Source organism: Streptomyces sp. NBC_00554, from assembly GCF_041431135.1.
Taxonomy (GTDB): Bacteria; Actinomycetota; Actinomycetes; order Streptomycetales; family Streptomycetaceae; genus Streptomyces.
Genome location: NZ_CP107799.1, coordinates 4,187,204 through 4,205,432, shown reverse-complemented (window position 1 = coordinate 4,205,432; position 18,229 = coordinate 4,187,204). Strand labels below are relative to the sequence as shown.

Annotated in this window: 12 protein-coding genes; 6 read left to right on the top strand and 6 right to left on the bottom strand. The window is 69.2% G+C overall.

Going from position 1 to position 18,229, the window contains the following annotated elements; all coding sequences use genetic code 11:
* From nuoL to nuoN, 3 genes are read left to right on the top strand one after another with little or no spacing between them, the layout of a single operon-like run.
* Positions 1 to 1,914, top strand: coding sequence for an NADH-quinone oxidoreductase subunit L (nuoL, locus tag OG266_RS18150; protein WP_329546049.1), 1,914 nt, complete (start codon positions 1 to 3; stop codon positions 1,912 to 1,914).
* A gap of 5 nt (positions 1,915 to 1,919) precedes the next feature.
* Positions 1,920 to 3,491 carry an NADH-quinone oxidoreductase subunit M gene (locus tag OG266_RS18145; protein WP_371546879.1) on the top strand — a complete coding sequence of 524 codons (1,572 nt, stop codon included), beginning with the start codon at positions 1,920 to 1,922 and terminating at the stop codon, positions 3,489 to 3,491.
* A complete protein-coding gene (gene nuoN / locus OG266_RS18140; protein WP_371546877.1) occupies positions 3,488 to 5,137 on the top strand; it encodes an NADH-quinone oxidoreductase subunit NuoN in 1,650 nt (549 codons plus the stop codon). Before OG266_RS18145 ends, nuoN begins: the two co-directional genes overlap by 4 nt.
* An 82-nt stretch (positions 5,138 to 5,219) precedes the next feature.
* Here nuoN and OG266_RS18135 read toward each other — a convergent pair whose 3' ends face one another.
* Positions 5,220 to 5,705, bottom strand: coding sequence for a hypothetical protein (locus OG266_RS18135; RefSeq protein ID WP_371546874.1), 486 nt, complete (start codon positions 5,703 to 5,705; stop codon positions 5,220 to 5,222).
* Between the two features lie 235 nt (positions 5,706 to 5,940).
* Here OG266_RS18135 and recQ point away from each other — a divergent pair, with 235 nt between their 5' ends.
* Positions 5,941 to 7,926, top strand: a complete 1,986-nt coding sequence (recQ, locus tag OG266_RS18130; RefSeq protein WP_266463868.1) for a DNA helicase RecQ — start codon at positions 5,941 to 5,943, stop codon at positions 7,924 to 7,926.
* A 241-nt stretch (positions 7,927 to 8,167) separates the two neighbouring features.
* Here the strand turns inward: recQ and fahA are convergent, their stop codons facing one another.
* Positions 8,168 to 9,439, bottom strand: a complete 1,272-nt coding sequence (gene fahA / locus OG266_RS18125) for a fumarylacetoacetase (RefSeq protein ID WP_371546872.1) — start codon at positions 9,437 to 9,439, stop codon at positions 8,168 to 8,170.
* A 647-nt stretch (positions 9,440 to 10,086) separates the two neighbouring features.
* Between fahA and OG266_RS18120 the strand changes: the two genes are divergently transcribed.
* A complete protein-coding gene (locus OG266_RS18120; protein WP_266456331.1) occupies positions 10,087 to 10,893 on the top strand; it encodes an HAD family hydrolase in 807 nt (268 codons plus the stop codon).
* On the opposite strand, the gene OG266_RS18115 is transcribed toward OG266_RS18120, so the two are convergent.
* Entirely contained in the window at positions 10,890 to 13,133 is a 2,244-nt protein-coding gene (locus OG266_RS18115; RefSeq protein ID WP_371546868.1) for an MMPL family transporter, read from the bottom strand. The genes OG266_RS18120 and OG266_RS18115 overlap by 4 nt on opposite strands.
* A 352-nt stretch (positions 13,134 to 13,485) precedes the next feature.
* Here OG266_RS18115 and OG266_RS18110 point away from each other — a divergent pair, with 352 nt between their 5' ends.
* Positions 13,486 to 14,703: a sensor histidine kinase gene (locus tag OG266_RS18110; protein ID WP_371546866.1), complete on the top strand. Its 1,218-nt coding sequence runs from the start codon at positions 13,486 to 13,488 to the stop codon at positions 14,701 to 14,703.
* Positions 14,704 to 14,714: 11 nt separating this feature from the next.
* On the opposite strand, the gene OG266_RS18105 is transcribed toward OG266_RS18110, so the two are convergent.
* The 3 genes from OG266_RS18105 to OG266_RS18095 all read right to left on the bottom strand — a co-directional run bounded on the left by OG266_RS18105 (position 14,715) and on the right by OG266_RS18095 (position 18,164).
* Positions 14,715 to 15,389, bottom strand: coding sequence for a response regulator (locus OG266_RS18105; protein ID WP_371546863.1), 675 nt, complete (start codon positions 15,387 to 15,389; stop codon positions 14,715 to 14,717).
* 187 nt (positions 15,390 to 15,576) lie between these two features.
* On the bottom strand, positions 15,577 to 16,908 hold the full coding sequence (locus OG266_RS18100) for a VWA-like domain-containing protein (RefSeq protein WP_371546861.1): 1,332 nt from the start codon (positions 16,906 to 16,908) through the stop codon (positions 15,577 to 15,579).
* Positions 16,905 to 18,164 (bottom strand): AAA family ATPase, encoded by a 1,260-nt coding sequence (locus OG266_RS18095; RefSeq protein ID WP_371546857.1) that lies wholly within the window; start codon positions 18,162 to 18,164, stop codon positions 16,905 to 16,907. The genes OG266_RS18100 and OG266_RS18095 overlap by 4 nt, the downstream gene beginning before the upstream one ends.
* Between the last annotated feature and the right edge of the window lie 65 nt (positions 18,165 to 18,229).

Below are 18,229 nucleotides of genomic sequence, written 5' to 3'. Positions count from 1 at the left end.
GTGGAGAACCTGATTGCGCTGCTTGTAGCGGCGCCTCTGCTCGGAGCGGCCGTACTGCTGTGCGGCGGGCGGCGGCTCGATGCCGTCGGCCACTGGATCGGTACCGCCCTCGCGGCCTCCTCCTTCGTGATCGGCGCGATCCTCTTCGCCGACATGCTGGGCAAGGACGCCGAGCACCGGGCCATCGGCCAGCACCTGTTCAGCTGGATCCCGGTCGAGGGCTTCCAGGCGGACGTCGCCTTCCAGCTCGACCAGTTGTCGATGACGTTCGTGCTGCTGATCTCCGGCGTCGGCTCGCTGATCCACCTGTACTCGATCGGGTACATGGAGCACGACGAGCGGCGCCGCCGCTTCTTCGGCTATCTGAACCTGTTCCTGGCGGCGATGCTGCTGCTCGTCCTCGCCGACAACTACCTGCTGCTGTACGTCGGCTGGGAGGGCGTGGGCCTCGCCTCGTACCTCCTGATCGGCTTCTGGCAGCACAAGCCCAGCGCCGCCACCGCCGCGAAGAAGGCCTTCCTGGTCAACCGCGTCGGTGACATGGGCCTGTCGATCGCCATCATGCTGATGTTCACCACCTTCGGGACCTTCGCCTTCGGACCGGTGCTCGGCACCCACGAGGAACCGGGTCTCGTCGGCGACGCGACCGAGGGCAAGCTCACGGCCGTCGCCCTGATGCTGCTGCTCGCCGCCTGCGGCAAGTCCGCCCAGGTGCCGCTGCAGTCCTGGCTCGGGGACGCGATGGAGGGCCCGACCCCGGTCTCGGCCCTCATCCACGCCGCGACCATGGTGACCGCGGGCGTGTACCTGATCGTCCGCTCCGGCGCGATCTTCAACGCGGCTCCGGACGCGCAGCTGGTCGTCACGGTGGTCGGTGCCGTCACGCTCCTCTTCGGTGCGATCGTCGGTTGCGCGAAGGACGACATCAAGAAGGCCCTCGCCGGGTCGACGATGTCGCAGATCGGCTACATGGTGCTGGCCGCAGGGCTCGGCCCCATCGGCTACGTCTTTGCGATCATGCACCTGGTGACGCACGGCTTCTTCAAGGCCGGCCTCTTCCTCGGCGCCGGTTCGGTCATGCACGGCATGAACGACGAGGTCGACATGAGGAAGTACGGCGGCCTGCGGAAGTACATGCCGGTCACCTTCGTCACCTTCGGCCTCGGCTACCTCGCCATCATCGGCTTCCCCGGTCTGTCCGGCTTCTTCTCCAAGGACAAGATCATCGAGGCGGCCTTCGCCAAGGGCGGCACCGAGGGCTGGATCCTCGGCGGCGCGGCCCTGCTGGGCGCGGCCATCACGGCGTTCTACATGACGCGCGTGATGCTGATGACCTTCTTCGGCGAGAAGCGCTGGCAGCCGGACGCCGAGGGCCATGAGCCGCACCCGCACGAGTCGCCCAAGTCGATGACGATCCCGATGATCGTGCTCGCCTTCGGGTCGGTCTTCGCGGGCGGCCTGTTCAGCATCGGCGACCGGTTCCTGCACTGGCTGGAGCCGATCACCGGGCACGACCACGGTGACGCACCGATCAGCGCCACGACGGTCACCCTGGCCACCATGGTGGTGCTCGTCATCGGCGTCGGAATCGCGTACGCCCAGTACGGGCGCCGTCCCGTCCCGGCCGTCGCCCCGCGCGGTTCGCTGCTCACCCGGGCCGCCCGGCGCGACCTGCTCCAGGACGACTTCAACCACGTCGTCCTTGTGCGCGGCGGGGAGCACCTCACGCGCTCCCTGGTGTACGTCGACCACACCCTGGTCGACGGGGTCGTCAACGGCACGGCGGCCTCGATGGGCGGCCTCTCCGGCCGGCTCCGCAAACTGCAGAACGGGTACGCGCGGTCGTACGCGGTCTCGATGTTCGGCGGTGCGGCGATCCTCATTGCCGCGACCCTGCTGATGAGGGCGGTCTGATACCGATGTCCTTTCCTCTGCTGACAGCGACGGCGGCGCTCCCGGCCCTCGGGGCGATCGCCACGGCCGCGGTGCCGGCCGCGCAAAGAGTCGCCGCCAAGTGGCTGGCGCTGCTCGTCTCGCTCGCCACGCTGGTGCTGGCGATCGTGGTCCTGGTCCGCTTCGAACCAGACGGCGACCGCTACCAGCTCACCGAATCCCACGCCTGGATCGCGGACTTCGGGGTGCGCTACGAACTGGGCGTGGACGGCATCGGGGTGGCGCTCGTCGCGCTGACCGCGCTGCTGATCCCGTTCATCATCCTGGCGGGCTGGCACGACGCCGATCCGCACGAGACCGGCAACACGCGCTGGCGTCCGACGCAGGGCTTCTTCGCCCTGATCCTGGCCGTCGAGGCGATGGTGATCATCTCCTTCGAGGCCACCGACGTCTTCCTCTTCTACATCTTCTTCGAAGCCATGCTCATCCCGATGTACTTCCTCATCGGCGGCTTCGGGGACAAGGCCCACGAGCACGGCGACGAGGTGGCGGCCACCCAACGGTCTTACGCCGCCGTGAAGTTCCTCCTCTACAACCTGGTCGGCGGCCTGATCATGCTGGCCGCCGTGATCGGTCTCTACGTAGTGGCCGGGAACTTCTCGCTCCAGGCGATCGCCGAGGCCCGCGCCAACGGCTCGCTGGAGATGGCGACCAATACGGAGCGGTGGCTGTTCCTGGGCTTCTTCTTCGCGTTCGCCGTCAAGGCGCCGCTGTGGCCGCTGCACACCTGGCTGCCCAATGCCATGGGGGAGGCCACGACCCCGGTCGCCGTACTGATCACGGCAGTTGTCGACAAGGTCGGCACCTTCGCGATGCTCCGCTTCTGCCTCCAGCTCTTCCCGGAGGCCTCGAAGTGGGCGACGCCCGTCATCCTCGTACTGGCGCTCATCAGCATCATCTACGGGGCGCTGCTCGCGGTCGGCCAGCGGGACATCAAACGCCTTGTGGCGTACGCGTCGATCTCGCACTTCGGGTTCATCATCCTGGGCATCTTCGCGATGACCAGCCAGGGTCAGTCGGGCGCCACGCTCTACATGGTCAACCACGGGATCTCGACGGCCGCCCTGATGCTGGTGGCGGGCTTCCTGATCTCGCGGCGCGGTTCGCGTCTGATCGCCGACTACGGAGGGGTGCAGAAAGTCGCCCCGGTGCTCGCGGGCACCTTCCTGATCGGCGGCCTGGCGACCCTCTCGCTCCCCGGGCTCGCGCCCTTCGTGAGTGAATTCCTGGTCCTGGTCGGCGTGTTCGCGCGCTACCCGGCCGTCGGCATCATCGCCACCTTCGGCATCGTCCTCGCCGCGCTGTACACGCTCGTCCTCTACCAGCGGACGATGACCGGCCCGGTGAAGCCACAGGTGGCGGCGTTGCCCGACCTCAGGGTGCGTGAGCTTCTGGTCGTCACCCCGCTGATCGCCCTGCTGATCTTCCTGGGCGTCTACCCGAAGCCGCTCACCGACATCGTCAACCCGGCGGTCAAGCAGACCATGTCAGACGTCCATAAAACGGACCCCCAGCCCGAGGTGGAGGCGGCCAAGTGAGCGCAACAGCCGTCCACAGCCTGTGGACAACCGCGGCCGACCCGATCTCCAAGATCGACGCGCCGAAGATCGAATACGGGCAATTGTCGCCCACCTTGATCGTCATCGGGGCGGCGGTCATCGGGGTGTTGATCGAGGCGTTCGTCCCGCGCAAGTCCCGTTACTACGCCCAGGTGTTTGTGTCCGCCGTCGCACTCGCCGCCGCGTTCGCCGCGGTCGTGGCGCTCGCGGCAGGCGGATACGGCACCACGAAGGCGCACATCGCGGCCATGGGCGCGATCGCCGTCGACGGGCCCGCGCTGTTCCTCCAGGGCACGATCCTGCTTGCCGGTCTGCTCGGCGTGTTCACCTTCGCCGAGCGGCGGCTCGACCCGGAGGCGCACGGCAACCGGGTCGACTCGTTCGCCGCGCAGGCCGCGTCCGTACCCGGAAGCGACAGCGAAAAGGCCGCCGTGAAGGCCGGGTTCACCACCACCGAGGTGTTCCCGCTCCTGCTCTTCGCGGTCGGCGGCATGCTGATCTTCCCGGCGGCCAACGACCTGCTGACGCTGTTCATCGCGCTGGAAGTCTTCTCGCTCCCGCTGTACCTCCTGTGCGCCGTAGCCCGCCGCAAGCGGCTCATGTCACAGGAAGCGGCAGTCAAGTACTTCCTGCTCGGCGCCTTCGCCTCCGCGTTCACGCTCTTCGGCATCGCCCTGCTGTACGGCTACGCGGGCTCGGTGTCGTACGCCACGATCGCGCAGGTCGTCGACGGCACCATCCAGAACATCGACCCGGCACTCGCCGACACCATGGGCAACGACGCGCTGCTGCTCATCGGCGCCGCGATGGTCGTCATGGGCCTGCTGTTCAAGGTCGGCGCGGTGCCGTTCCACATGTGGACGCCGGACGTCTACCAGGGCGCGCCGACACCGGTCACCGGCTTCATGGCCGCCGCGACGAAGGTGGCCGCCTTCGGCGCCCTGCTGCGACTGCTGTACGTCGTCCTGCCCGGCCTGCGCTGGGACTGGCGGCCGGTCATGATGGCCGTCGCGATCGTCACCATGCTGGGCGGTGCGATCGTCGCGATCACACAGACCGACATCAAACGGCTCCTGGCGTACTCGTCGATCGCGCACGCGGGCTTCATCCTCGCGGGTGTCATCGCGACCTCGCCGGACGGTGTCTCGTCGGTGCTCTTCTACCTCGGCGCGTACTCGTTCGTCACGATCGGCGCCTTCGCCGTGGTGACCTTGGTGAGGGACGCGGGCGGGGAGGCGACCCACCTGTCCAAGTGGGCCGGGCTCGGACGCAGGTCTCCGCTGGTGGCGGCCGTGTTCGCGGTCTTCCTGCTGGCCTTCGCGGGCATCCCGCTGACCTCCGGCTTCGCCGGAAAGTTCGCCGTGTTCAAGGCGGCGGCGGAGGGCGGCGCGGGCGCGCTGGTCGTGGTCGGTGTGATCTCGTCGGCGATCGCTGCGTTCTTCTACATCCGGGTGATCGTGCTCATGTTCTTCAGTGAGCCGCGGCCGGACGGGCCTACGGTCGCCGTGCCGTCGCCGTTGACCATGACGGCGATTGGGGTGGGTGTGGCGGTCACGCTGGTATTGGGTGTGGCGCCGCAGTACTTCCTGGACCTGGCCGGTCAGGCCGGGGTGTTCGTGCGCTGAGTCGCGCCGAGTTTCGTGCGCTGAGTCGCGCCGAGTGCGGATCGGGACCCGCTCCCCTGGGGGAGCGGGTCCCGACGCGTTTTCAAGGGCACTTCACCTTCGGGTTCCACGGCTCGAACAGGCCGCTGGGGTTGGGCTTGTAGATCCAGGCGTGGAGTGTGTAGAAGCCTGGGAGCACCGTGTTGTCGAGGTCCTTGCCGAACAACGTCGGCGGTTTGGCCTGGCCGGTGTCCTCGACGACCCACTCCACCGCGACCAGCTTGCGCTTGCCGTATGCCCCGGTCTCGTACAGGAGGGCCGCGGGCGTGGCCGGGTCGAGCGAGTTCAGGTACTCCTTGTTGAGGTAGTGGTAGCCCATGCCGCCTGCCGCGCTGGAGGCGCACGTCTCGGTGCGGGCGTATCCCGCCTTGATGCCGAACGGCTCGTACGCGTACGCCCCGGTCGCCGTGTACGTGTCGTTGAGCTCGGTCCAGACGTCGGGGTGTTCGTCGGCGGCGTGGGCCGGGGCGGCGGCCAGGGACAGGGCGGTGGCCAGCGCGAGGGCGCAGGCGGCCTTGAGGGGGGACATGTCGGGGGCTCCTAGGGGAGAGGGGCGCGTGGGGCGCCCGTGAGCGGAGCGGGCCTCCCCCGTCCCGCACGAGCAGAATGTCCCGTTCTGCCTGGTGGCCGCCATCCGGCGAACCCATTGGGCTGACAGGGAGCGGGGTGGTCCATGGGCCGGCCTGTGGATAACTCCGAGGCTGTCGGCGCGGAGCCCTATGGTGGACGCAGTGGTCGAGGCGCGACGTACGGGGGACGGGACGATGGGCGGGACGGGTGTGATGACCGAAGCGGATGCGACGGAGACGCTGGGTGAGAGCGAGGCGCTGGCCACGCTCCACCGGGTCTTCGGGTACGACGCCTTCCGCGGCGAGCAGGAAGCGATCATCGAACATGTGGTGACGGGCGGTGACTCCGTCGTCCTGATGCCGACGGGTGGCGGCAAGTCGCTCTGCTACCAGATTCCGGCCCTGGTCAGACCCGGTACGGGCGTCGTGGTCTCCCCGCTCATCGCGCTGATGCAGGACCAGGTGGACGCGCTGCGGGCGCTGGGCGTCCGCGCCGGCTTCATGAACTCGACGCAGGACTTCGACGAGCGGCGGACGGTCGAGGCGGAGTTCCTGGCGGGGGAGCTGGACCTGATCTACCTGGCTCCGGAGCGGCTGCGTCTGGACAACACGCTGGACCTGTTGTCACGCGGGAAGATCTCGGTCTTCGCGATCGACGAGGCGCACTGCGTGGCCCAGTGGGGGCACGACTTCCGCCCCGACTACCTGGCGCTCTCGGTGCTGGGCGAGCGCTGGCCGGACGTGCCGCGGATCGCGCTGACGGCCACCGCCACGCGCGCCACGCACAAGGAGATCACCCAGCGCCTGGGCATGCCGGACGCCCGGCACTTCGAGGCGAGCTTCGACCGGCCCAACATCCAGTACCGGATAGTCCCGAAGGCCGATCCCAAGAAGCAGCTGCTGGCCTTCCTGCGCGAGGAGCACGCGGGCGACGCGGGCATCGTGTACTGCCTCTCGCGCAAGTCGGTGGATGCGACTGCCGAGTTCCTCGCCCGCAACGGCATCGAGGCGGTGCCGTACCACGCGGGCCTGGACTCTGGCACCCGCGCGCGTCACCAGTCGAGGTTCCTGCGCGAAGACGGCCTTGTCGTGGTCGCCACCATCGCGTTCGGCATGGGCATCGACAAGCCGGACGTACGGTTCGTCGCCCACCTCGACCTGCCGAAGTCGGTCGAGGGCTACTACCAGGAGACGGGCCGCGCGGGGCGTGACGGACTGCCGTCCACGGCCTGGATGGCGTACGGGCTCCAGGACGTGGTCCAGCAGCGCAAAATGATCCAGAGCTCGGAGGGCGACGAGGCGTTCCGCCGCCGGGCGGCCGCCCACCTGGACTCGATGCTGGCCCTGTGCGAGACCGCCCAGTGCCGGCGCTCCCAGCTCCTGGCCTACTTCGGCCAGGACCCGCACACGCCCGCGTGCGGCAACTGCGACACGTGCCTTACGCCGCCCGAGACCTGGGACGGCACGGTCGCTGCGCAGAAGCTTCTCTCCACAGTGGTGCGCTTGCAGCGCGAGCGGGGGCAGAAGTTCGGCGCGGTCCAGATCGTCGACATCCTGCTCGGGCGCCGGACCGCCAAGGTGATCCAGTTCGACCACGACCAGCTGTCCGTGTTCGGCATCGGTGAGGATCTGGCCGAGTCCGAATGGCGTGGTGTCGTGCGGCAGTTGCTGGCGCAGGGGCTGCTCACGGTTGAGGGCGAGTACGGGACGCTGGTGCTGACCGAGGCGAGTGGGACGGTGCTGCGGCGCGAGCGGGAGGTGCCGTTGCGCAAGGAGGCGCCGAAGCCGGTGACTGCGCGCTCGTCGTCCTCTCGGGGCGAGAAGAAGGCCAAGGCCGCCGTGGCCGAGCTGGCGCCGGAGCTTGTGCCCGCCTTCGAGGCCTTGCGGGCCTGGCGTGCCGAGCAGGCTCGTGAGCAGGGTGTTCCGGCGTACGTCATCTTCCATGACGCCACGCTGCGGGAGATCGCCACGGTGTGGCCCGGGTCGGTGGCTGAACTGGGCACCATCAGTGGTGTCGGTGAGAAGAAGCTGGCTACGTACGGGGAAGGGGTGCTGGGGGTGCTTGGCTCGCTGGGCGGCGGTTCTGGGGAGGCGGCGGCTCCGGCCGTCGGTGAGGCGCCGGATCCGGACTGGCCGGAGATGGGTGAGGAGCCGGAACCGGAGCCGGAGGACTGGGGCTAGGCCGCCGGGGCGAGGGCCAGTACCGGGCGGGGTGGCCTCCGCTACCGGGTGGTGGGTGGGTCGGGGCCGTGCCGGTACGTCCCGCCCGTCGCCGCCGGATCAGACGTTGGCCAAGAGGCGTGGCGTCCGGTGACGCGAACGTACGCGACGGGCTTTTGGACGTACCGGCACGGCCCCTTCCGTGGGTGGTGGCTGCGGGTGCGTGGGGGCTCGTGTGCTCTCTGCCGGACGCGGAAGTCCCTCAGGCGGTTGGTTTGATCCGGCCTGTTACCTCGCCCAGGCCTACCCGTGTTTCGCCTGGGCCCGGGGCCCAGGCTGTCAGGGTCACCTCGTCGCCGTCCTCCAGGAATGTGCGCTTGCCGGTGGGGAGGTCGAGGGTGTTTCGGCCGTTCCAGGTGAGTTCGAGTAGGGAGCCGCGTTCGGACTCGGTGGGGCCGCTGACCGTTCCGGAGCCGTAGAGGTCGCCTGTGCGGAGCGAGGCGCCGTTGACCGTCATGTGGGCCAGTTGCTGGGCGGCCGTCCAGTACATGGTGGAGAACGGGGGCTCGGAGACGACGTGGCCGTTGATGGCTACGGAGATGCGGAGGTCGTAGCCGCCCGGCTCGTCGTCGGAGTCGTCCAGGTAGGGGAGGAGGGGGTGTGTGCGCGAAGGCGGTGCGACCCGGGCGTCGGTCAGGGCGTCGAGCGGGGTGATCCACGCCGACACTGATGTGGCGAAGGACTTGCCTAGGAAGGGGCCGAGAGGGACGTACTCCCAGGCCTGGATGTCGCGCGCCGACCAGTCGTTGAGGAGGCAGAGGCCGAAGACGTGGTCGCGGAAGGCGGAGAGCGGGACCGGCGTGCCCATGGCCGAGGGGGCGCCGACCACGAAGCCGACCTCCGCCTCGATGTCCAGCCGGACGGACGGGCCGAAGACGGGGGCCGTGTCGGTGGGGGCCTTGCGCTGGCCCGACGGGCGTACCACCTCCGTTCCCGACACCACGACCGTGCCGGACCTGCCGTGATAACCGATGGGCAGGTGCTTCCAGTTGGGGGTGAGGGAGTCGGCGGCGTCGGGGCGGAAGATCTGGCCGACGTTCCGGGCGTGGTTCTCGGAGGCGTAGAAGTCGACGTAGTCCGCCACCTCGAAGGGGAGGTGCAGGGTCACCTCGGAGAGGGGGTGGAGGTGGGGTTCGAGCGTCTCGCGGTGGGCCGGGACCGTCACCCATGCCGTGAGGGCGCGGCGGACGTCGGACCAGGCCGTGCGGCCGGCTGAGAGGAGGGGGTTCAGGGTTGGCCGGGCGAGTAGTTCGGCGTACGGGGAGCCGAGGGCCCTTGCTGCCGCGCCCGCGTCGAGCACGTGGTCGCCGAGGCGGACACCGACGGTTCGTTGTCGGGAAGATCCCCTGGTTCGCTCACCGGTTCGCTCACCGGTTCGTTCTCCGGGGGTGGGCGGGGGGTTCAGGGAGAACACGCCGTACGGCAGGTTGTGCGGGCCGAAGGGATCGCCCTCGGGGACGTCGAAGGGGGGCATCGGGTGGTGCCTCGCTCTCGTGGCTTGCGGGTGCGTACTCACTACTCACTCACCACGTGGTTCACGTGGTTCACGTGGTTCACGTGGTTCACGTGGTTCACGTGGTTCACGTGGTTCACGTGGTTCACGTGGTTCACGTGGTTCACGTGGTTCACGTGGTTCATACGGTCCGGGCGGTCCGGGCGGTCTTGGGGTTCCACATGTTCCATGTGTTCTACGTGGTCGCGGCACACGTTACGGGGGAGTGAACCTGCTGCGGCAGTGCCTGAAGAGTTCGGAATGTCCAGATGAGTGATATTTCGATAAGTCTTGTTCGGTTACGTCGACTTCTGCCAGGGCAGGCGGTCGGGGATCAGTTCGGGCGGGTTGGCGGGCGGTCCATGTCGAAGACGTGTGTCTCCCCGTACTCTCTGGTCCAAATCGGTTCAGGGGCAGTATCTGTACGGCGGCGATTGCACAACTGCCCTGCGTCCCAAAGGGGTTCGCTGCGGGGCCGCATGGCCGTCAGGGTCGGCGGCGGGTGAAACCCGTATGGGCTGAAGTGAACCTCGTGCTGGCCGTGCGGTGAACGGCGTTGCTGACGGGATACCGGACGTCGTCCGGTTCACGCCGGGCCGATGAGTCGTTCGATCCGTATTCTTCGGATCATGGCCGCTCCGACTGCATATTCACTTATCGCCACTGACCTGGACGGAACGCTGCTGCGCGGCGACGACACCCTCTCCGACCGGTCGCGGGCCGCGTTGGCGAAGGCCACGGCCGAGGGTGCCCGGCATCTGGTGGTGACGGGACGGCCGGCGCCGAGAGTGCGACCGCTCCTCGACGAACTCGGCAGCCAGGGGCTGGCGGTGTGCGGGCAGGGGGCGCAGTTGTACGACGCCGGCGCGGACCGTCTGCTGTGGTCGGTGACCCTGGACAGGGAGCTGGCCGAGACGGCGCTCGGCAAGATCGAGGCGGAGGTCGGGCAGGTCTACGCGGCCGTGGACCAGGATGGTGTGGACGGGCTCACGCTCATCGAGCCGGGGTATGTGATGCCGCATCCGACGCTTCCGGCGATGCGGGTGTACCGGCGTGACGACCTGTGGACGGAACCGATCAGCAAGGTGTTGCTCCGTCACCCCTCTTTGTCCGACGACGAGTTGGCGATGACTGCGCGTGCGGTGGTGGGTTCGCTGGCGACCGTCACCATGTCGGGGCCGGGGACCGTCGAACTCCAGCCATGCGGCGTGACCAAGGCGACGGGCCTGGCCCTCGCAGCCCGCCACCTCGGTCTCGCCTCCTCCGACACCATCGCTTTCGGTGACATGCCCAACGACATCCCGATGTTCGACTGGGCCGCTCGGGGCGTGGCGATGGACAACGCCCATCCGGAACTCAAGGCGGTCGCGGATGAGGTGACGCTGTCGAACGAGGAGGACGGGATCGCGGTGGTGTTGGAGCGACTGTTCGGCTAACCCCGGGCCTTCACGCTGTAGTCGTGAGTGGGGGCGTGGCCTGACTGATCCTCGGCGGCCAACGTGGGCTTGTGGTGCGCCAGTTTCTCTCCTTCGATGTCGACGTTGGGCAGGATGCGATCGATCCGCGCAGGCAGGGACCATGCGCGGTCGCCGAGAAGGGCGAGTACGGCGGGGACGATCGTCATGCGGACGATGAAGGCGTCGAAGGCGACGGCGACGGCGAGTCCGAAGCCCAGCGACTTGATCATGGGGTCGTGGGCACCCATGAAACCGGAGAATACGGTGATCATGATGAGGGCCGCGACGGTGACAACCGTGGCGCTCTGCTTGAATCCCGCCTCGATCGCCGTGCGGGCGTCGGCGCCGTGGACGTACGCCTCGCGCATGCGGGAGACCAGGAACACCTGGTAGTCCATGGCCAGGCCGAACACGATGCCGACCATCAGGACGGGCATCAGGCTCATGATGGGGCCGGTCTGCTCCAGGCCGATCAGATCCTTCAGCCAGCCCCACTGGAACACCGCGACGAGCGCTCCCAGAGCGGCCAGTACGGAGAGCAGGAAGCCGAGGGCGGCCTTGACGGGCACCAGGATCGAACGGAACACCAGGATCAGTACGAGAATGGCCAGTCCGACGACGACCGCCAGGTAGGGCGCGATCGCCTTGCTGAACTTGGCGGAGACGTCGATGTTGAGGGCCGTCGTACCGGTCACCAGGGAGCGGGCTCCCGTTTGGGCGCCGGTGCTGTCGGCCAGGGAGCGGATGTCGCCGACGAGTTCCTTGGTGGAGTCGCTGGCCGGTGGGCTCTTGGGGATGACGGTGATGATGGCGGTGTCGCCCGCTTCGTTGAAGACGGCCGGGGTCACGGCGGCCACATCGGGCAGACCGGTGAGGGACTTGCCCAGCTCCTCCGAGCCGGTGCGTGTGACGGCGGGGTCCTGGTTGTCGACGGTTACCGTGAGCGGGCCGTTGAAGCCGGGGCCGAAGGACTGCGACAGCATGTCGTAGGCCTTGCGCTGGGTGGAGGAGGCAGCCTTGGAGCCGTCGTCCTGCAGGCCGAGTTTGAGCTTCGTGGCGGGCAGGGCGACCACACCGAGACCGACCACTGCCAGGAGCAGGACCTTCGCCGGCTTGCGCAGGACGTAGGAGATCCACCGCTGTGCCAGTCCCGTGCGGCCGGACCGGAGTCGGAGTGCGGCGAGTCGGGTGGTGGACTGCTTGCGGGCCTTGCCGCCGATGCGTTCGCCGGCGAAGCCCAGGAGCGCGGGGATCAGCGTGACGGCGACGAGAACGGCGACGACGACGGCACCGGCTGCGCCCAGACCCATCATGGTCAGGATCGGCAGGTTCACCACGGCCAGGCCCACGAGCGCGATCACCACGGTCAGTCCGGCGAAGACGACGGCTGATCCGGCGGTGCCGTTGGCGCGGGCGGCGGCTTCCCTGGCGTCATGGCCGGCGGCGCGTTCGGAGCGGTAGCGGGAGACGATGAACAGGGCGTAGTCGATGCCGACGGCGATGCCCAGCATCGTGGCCAGGGACGAGGTGCTGCTGCTGAGATTGAGCGGCCCGCTGAGCGCCGTGATGGCGGACATGGTCACGCCCACACCGACCAGCGCGGTGACCAGGGGCAGGCCGGCGGCGATCAGCGAGCCGAAGGTGATGAAGAGGATGACCGCGGCCAGAGCGAAGCCGATGGCCTCGGCCATGGAGCTCTCCGCGGCTTCCGCCACCGCGTTGCCGGACGCCTCCACCGTCAGTCCCTGATCGCGGCCCGACTCGAGTGCCTTGTCGAAGCCGGTGTGGTCACGGTCGGTCAGGTCCGAATCCTTGACGGTGTAGGTGACCTGCGCGTAAGCGGTCGTGCCGTCCGCGCTGATCGTCTTCGCCGTGAACGGGTCGCTGACCTGGGCGACATGCGGCGAGGAGTTCTTCACCTCGGCCAGCGTCGCTTCGAGTGCTTCCTTGTTCTCGGTACCGCTGATCTTCCCCCCGTCGTGGGCCCGTATGACGACGCGGGCGCTGGCGCCTTCGGCATTGGCGGACGGGAACTTCTCCGCCAGCAGGTCATTGGCGCGCTGTGCTTCCGTACCGGGCAGGGAGACGGTTGAGCTCTGCGGGCCCGAACCGCTCGCGGCGGCGGCGCCCATGACGCCCAGGACGAGCGCCCACAGAAGTACGACCAGTCGGCGCCGCTGGAAGGCGGCCAGGCCGATTCGGTGCAGGAAGGTGGCCATGAGGGTGCGAGAACTCTCTGTCTGTCGATGGTCTGTCGAAGGTCTGGCGACGGTCTGTTGATGGTTTGGCGGTGGTTTGGCGGTGCGAACGGGCACTGCGCGGCTACTGGGGTCCAGCGGGAGGGTTCAGCGGGAGGCCGGCACGGCGGAGGCTTCGCCGTCGACGCCCTGGCCGTCATCGCGAGCCGTGCTGGCCGGCGGCCGGGCCTCGGAGGTGGGTCGCCGGCCGCCGTGATCACCATGGTTCCGCCGGGGCGGTGCGTGCTGTGTCGGCCGTTCGGACGCCACGCTCACCGGCCTGTCGGTCATTCGGCCGACACCGATCCAGGCCTGCGCTCCTACGCTGATCCGCGTGGACTGGAAACTCCCGCTCAACCCGGCAGGCGGCAGGCTCATCAAGATCAGCAGCCTGATCGCCTTCACGCTCACCTGGTTCGCGGACTTCGCACTGCTCGGCCGGGGCCCCGATCCGTTCGGATCACCCACGACATGGTTGCCCGTGATCGTCACCGGTCCGCTGATCGGGCTGCTCGCACTCGGCGTGCCGCGCTCGGCGGACCTGGCCAAGCGCGTCATCGGCGCCGTGACGATCTCCCTCGCGGTGACCGTCTGGAGCCTGATCGAACCCCCCACCCTGCATTGGTGGGGAGCGCTGGAGACCTGCGGGCTGCTCTTCCTCACCGTTCACACCACGGCGCACGCCTGGCGGCCCGGTCGCGCGACCGCCTACACCCTCGCGCTGGTCGTCGCGATCCTCGCACTGCCGCTGCGCAGTGGATCATGGGGCGCTTTCCTCGCCGGCGGCTACGTCCTGACCATCGCCCTGGCGATCTGCATCGTCATCGGCTGTGCCATCCGCGCCCTGGAGGTCCGCCGGGAACGCGCCGTGCACGACGTACGCCAGGCGGAACGCCTTGCCCTCGCCCGGGACCTGCACGACCTGATCGCCCACCACATGACCGGCATCATCGTCCAGGCCAACGCCGCGCTGACCATCCAGGCCACCGCTCCCGACAAAGTGGATCCCATCCTGCGCACCATCGCCCGGTCCGGCACGGAAACCCTGGAGTCGATGCGCCGTCTCGTACACGTCCTGCGGGAGGACAAGCACCCCGCCCTGCGTCCCGGCGACCTGCTGACCGAACTGGCCGACCTCGTCTCCGCCCACTCCGCCGCCGGCGGCGACACACCCGCCCGGCTCGAAGTCACGGCAGCCGCCCGAACCACCCTCTTCAGCCCCGAGATCGAGCTCACCGTGCAGCGGCTGGTCCAGGAAGCCCTCACCAACATCCGCCGCCATGCCCCCGGCGCCCGCTCCACCGTCCACCTGGACGCGGACCGCGCGTGGCTGCATGTGACGGTCACCAACACCGCGCCCCCTCACAAGGCCGCGACGCCCGCCGGCGGGCGCGGCGGCTTCGGCCTGCTGGGCCTGCGCGAACGCGTCGAAGCGCTCGATGGAACGGTCCGTGCCGGCGCACTCCCGCACGGAGGCTGGGAGGTCCACGCTGCCGTCCCGCTGGCAGCACCCGCCGCCAATGCCTTCCAGGACGACCAGCCCAAGCGTTGACGGGCGTGGCGTCAGCGGTCCGTGTGCACCGCGCCGTGCTCCCACGCCCACGCCGCGACTTCCACCCGGTTACGGGCCTTCAACTTGGCCTGGATCCGGGCCAGATACGTCTTCACCGTCGACAACGACAGGAATAGCTCGTCGCAGATCTCCTGATTCGTACGTCCCACAGCCACCAGACGCACGATGTCCAGCTCGCGCTCACTGAGCCCGGCAGCCCCCGAGTCACCCGACGTCGAGCCCCGCTCGGTCTCCTCCAGCCGACGCAGCAGGCGGACCGTCACCGCCGGTGACACCAAGGCATCCCCACGGGCCGCCGCCTGCACCGCCTCCACGAGCAGCCCCGGAGAGGCGTCCTTCAGCAGGAATCCGCACGCCCCGTTCCGCAGTCCGGTCCGTACGTAGTCGTCCTGGTCGAACGTGGTGATCAACACGACGTTCATCGGATCGGCCACGCCCGGCCCGGCCAGCTGCCGCACCACGTCCAGACCGTCCAACCGCGGCATACGGATGTCGGTCAGCACCACATCCGGGCGCAGCCGGCGTGCCAGATCGATGCACTCGACACCGTCGGCCGCTTCCCCGACCACGGTGATGCCTGGCTGCGCCCCCAGAATCAGGCTGAATCCGGTCCGCACCAACTGCTGGTCGTCGGCGATCACCACATCGATCTGTGTATCGGCCACTACTTGTTCCTACCACAGTGCGTGTCGGTCGGCCGGGGGCATCTGGCTGCAGGCCTTCCGGTTCCTCGGGGTGAGACACCGGTCGCCATGGTCACCACGATTGCGCCGGGCGAGACCCGTCGCGTCGGCCGTACGTACCGGTTCCACGCGAACCTGTCGGTCATTCGGCCGACACCGCCGCCGGAGATCAGTGAGCCGACCCGATGTCCACCACTCGTGCCCACTCGGGCGGCGACTCCGGTACGTAGTCGGGATCGTCCTCGTCCCAAGACGGGGCCATGTGCTGCCGGGGGAACAGGCCCACCACCGTCCGGCACGGTGGTCGGGTGGCAGGCCAGGGTGTCTGGCCGTCGGTCAGGGCCACGATGACATCCGGCCGGGATCCGGCTCGTAGCGCCTTGGCGAAGCCCGTGCGCAGATCCGTACCCCCGCCGCCCACCAGCGGGATCCCCTCGGCACGGCACAGCGGGTGTGCGATCCGGGCCGCCGCGTCGCACGGCACCACGGTGATCAGGTCGCGACGGCCGCCCAGGGCACGGGAGATCGCGGCAACTTCCAGGAGCGCGCTGCCCAGTTCGGCGTCACTGACCGAACCGGATGTGTCGATGACCACGGAGACCCGGGGCGGTCTGCGTCGGAGGCTCGGCAGGATCGCGCCGGGCACCCCGGCCGAGCGCCGCGACGGCCGGCCGTACGTGTAGTCCTCGCCCGCTCCGGAGCCGGAGGCCGCCGAGCGGACCGCCGCTCCGAGCAACTCCCGCCACGGCTGCGGCGGGTGGAACACCTCCTCCGCCCATCGTCGCCATCCCTGCGGGGAGTGACCCTGGCGGGCCTTGATGCCCTGCGCCACCCGGAACCGGACCGCGTCCCGTTCCTGCGCGCTGAGGCCGTGCGCACCGTCCGGTCCCAGCTCCCACTCCCGGTCGAGTCCGTCGGCGCCGCTGCCGCAGTCCAGCCAGGCCGCGTGCTGTGCGTACAGGCTGAGCCGTATGTGGCCCAGATAGGTCTCCATGAGCTGGCCGTCGGGCAGCCCCAAGGTCCCCGGTACGACGGCGTCCTCGGGCTGGATCAGCCCGTCGCCGAACGCGTCGTCGTTGATCTCGCAGTCGGCGGCGATGTTCATCCGGAGTCGTTCCCCGGGGCCGGTCAGCTCGTGTTCCCGGGCGTATCGGTCGCTGCGCCCGTGGTGGTCGCGGAGCAGGTGGGAGACCTCGTGGACCCATACCGCGGCCAGTTCCTCCACCGGGGTCCGGTCCACGAAGGCCGGCGAGACGTAGCACCGCCAGTGCCGGTCGACGGCCATCGTCGGCACCCGGCGCGACTCCACGGTGTGCAGGGCGAACAGGGCTGTCGCCAAGTAGGGCCGGGCGCGGGCGGCGTGCAGTCGGGCGGCGAAGAGCTTGTCGAGGTCGAGGTCGAGGCCGACGTCGTGGCTGGGGCTGGGGCCGGGGCTCAGCGTCCCCGATGCGTCCGGGTCCGGGTCCGGGTCCGGGGCCAGGCCCGGGTTCGAGGTCGTCATCGTCCGGCCTTCGCGGTGACCGCGGCACGGGTGGCGGCCTGTGTCGCCGCGTGGTCCGCGCGCCGGGACAGGGACACCGCTCCGGCGAGCTGCTCGATCGTTGCCGGAACGTCCCAGTCCTCCTGGCGCAGTGTGGCGAGCGTGGTCGCGGGGACGACCACCAGGTCCGGGGCTCCGGTCTCCACCGCCCGGACCAGGAGCGCCCACGCCGCGTCCCACCGGGACTTCTCCGGACGCTTGCGGACCGCCGCCACCACACCGTCGAGCACTGCTTGGCGCAGGTCTCCCCTCTCGGGCAGGGCGGCACCCGTCGGGTCGGCGAGAAGCGATTCGGGGTCCGGGAGGTCCATCCGGTCCAGGCTTGCCAGCAGTTCCAGGCCCGGACCGTCCCCGACCGTGCCTCTGACCAGCATGGAAAGCACCTCCCGGGAGGAGCCGGCCGCGGTCGCGAAGGCGATCAGGCACAGGGTCATCTCCCAGCTCCGGGGTGAGGGCCAGGGGCCGCCCCGGCGGGTTTCGTTGCTGGGCAGTTGGTGTACGAGTTTGGGCCGGCCGGTGAGGAGTCCGCACACCGCGCGGCGGGCGAAGTCCACGGCCTCCGGCAACCTCTCCGGGGCGAGCAGCGGCAGTGTCGCCCGGGGCCAGGTCCCGCCGAGGCCGCGTACGACGACGTCGTGGTCGTGGGTCCACTGGAGATGGACGAACCGGTTGGCCAGCGGCGGGCTCAGTTCCCAGCCGTCGGCAGCCGAGGATCGCGGATTGGCGGCGGCCACGATCCGTACGCCGGGCGGCAGTTGAAGTGAGCCGATGCGCCGCTCGAGCACGAGGCGGAGCAGGGCGGCTTGAACGGCCGGCGGCGCGGTGGACAGCTCGTCCAGGAAGAGCAGCCCCCGACCGGCCCGTACCAGGCGAACTGCCCAGTCCGGCGGGGCCATTGGGACGCCCTGTTCCGCGGGATCGTCTCCGATGATGGGCAGCCCCGAGAAGTCGGACGGTTCGTGGACGCTGGCGATCACCGTGGTCAGCGGAAGATCGAGGGCCGCGGCGAGCTGTGTCAGGGCAGCGGTCTTGCCGATCCCCGGCTCACCCCACAGGAGTACCGGCAGGTCGGCGGCCACGGCCAGTGTCAGGGCCTCCAGTTGGACGTCGGGGCGCGGTTCGGTGGTGGCGTTGCGCAGCAGGGTCAGCAGGTCGCCGGCTACGTCGAGTTGGGAGGTGGGAGTGGTGGCTGCGGCGGACGGGGTGCAAGTGGGCATGTTTGATCACCTTTGGGTTCGTGGTGGGTACGGGGACGAAGGCCCCTCCGGGAGCGGGGGACGAA

Bases quoted from the DNA above. Each gene is read 5' to 3' on its own strand.
- OG266_RS18095 (WP_371546857.1), bottom strand. From the start codon at position 18,164: ATGCCCACTTGCACCCCGTCCGCCGCAGCCACCACTCCCACCTCCCAA.
- OG266_RS18115 (WP_371546868.1), bottom strand. From the start codon at position 13,133: ATGGCCACCTTCCTGCACCGAATCGGCCTGGCCGCCTTCCAGCGGCGC.
- OG266_RS18145 (WP_371546879.1), top strand. From the start codon at position 1,920: ATGTCCTTTCCTCTGCTGACAGCGACGGCGGCGCTCCCGGCCCTCGGG.
- recQ (WP_266463868.1), top strand. From the start codon at position 5,941: ATGGGCGGGACGGGTGTGATGACCGAAGCGGATGCGACGGAGACGCTG.
- OG266_RS18135 (WP_371546874.1), bottom strand. From the start codon at position 5,705: ATGTCCCCCCTCAAGGCCGCCTGCGCCCTCGCGCTGGCCACCGCCCTG.
- fahA (WP_371546872.1), bottom strand. From the start codon at position 9,439: ATGCCCCCCTTCGACGTCCCCGAGGGCGATCCCTTCGGCCCGCACAAC.
- OG266_RS18100 (WP_371546861.1), bottom strand. From the start codon at position 16,908: ATGACGACCTCGAACCCGGGCCTGGCCCCGGACCCGGACCCGGACCCG.
- OG266_RS18120 (WP_266456331.1), top strand. From the start codon at position 10,087: ATGGCCGCTCCGACTGCATATTCACTTATCGCCACTGACCTGGACGGA.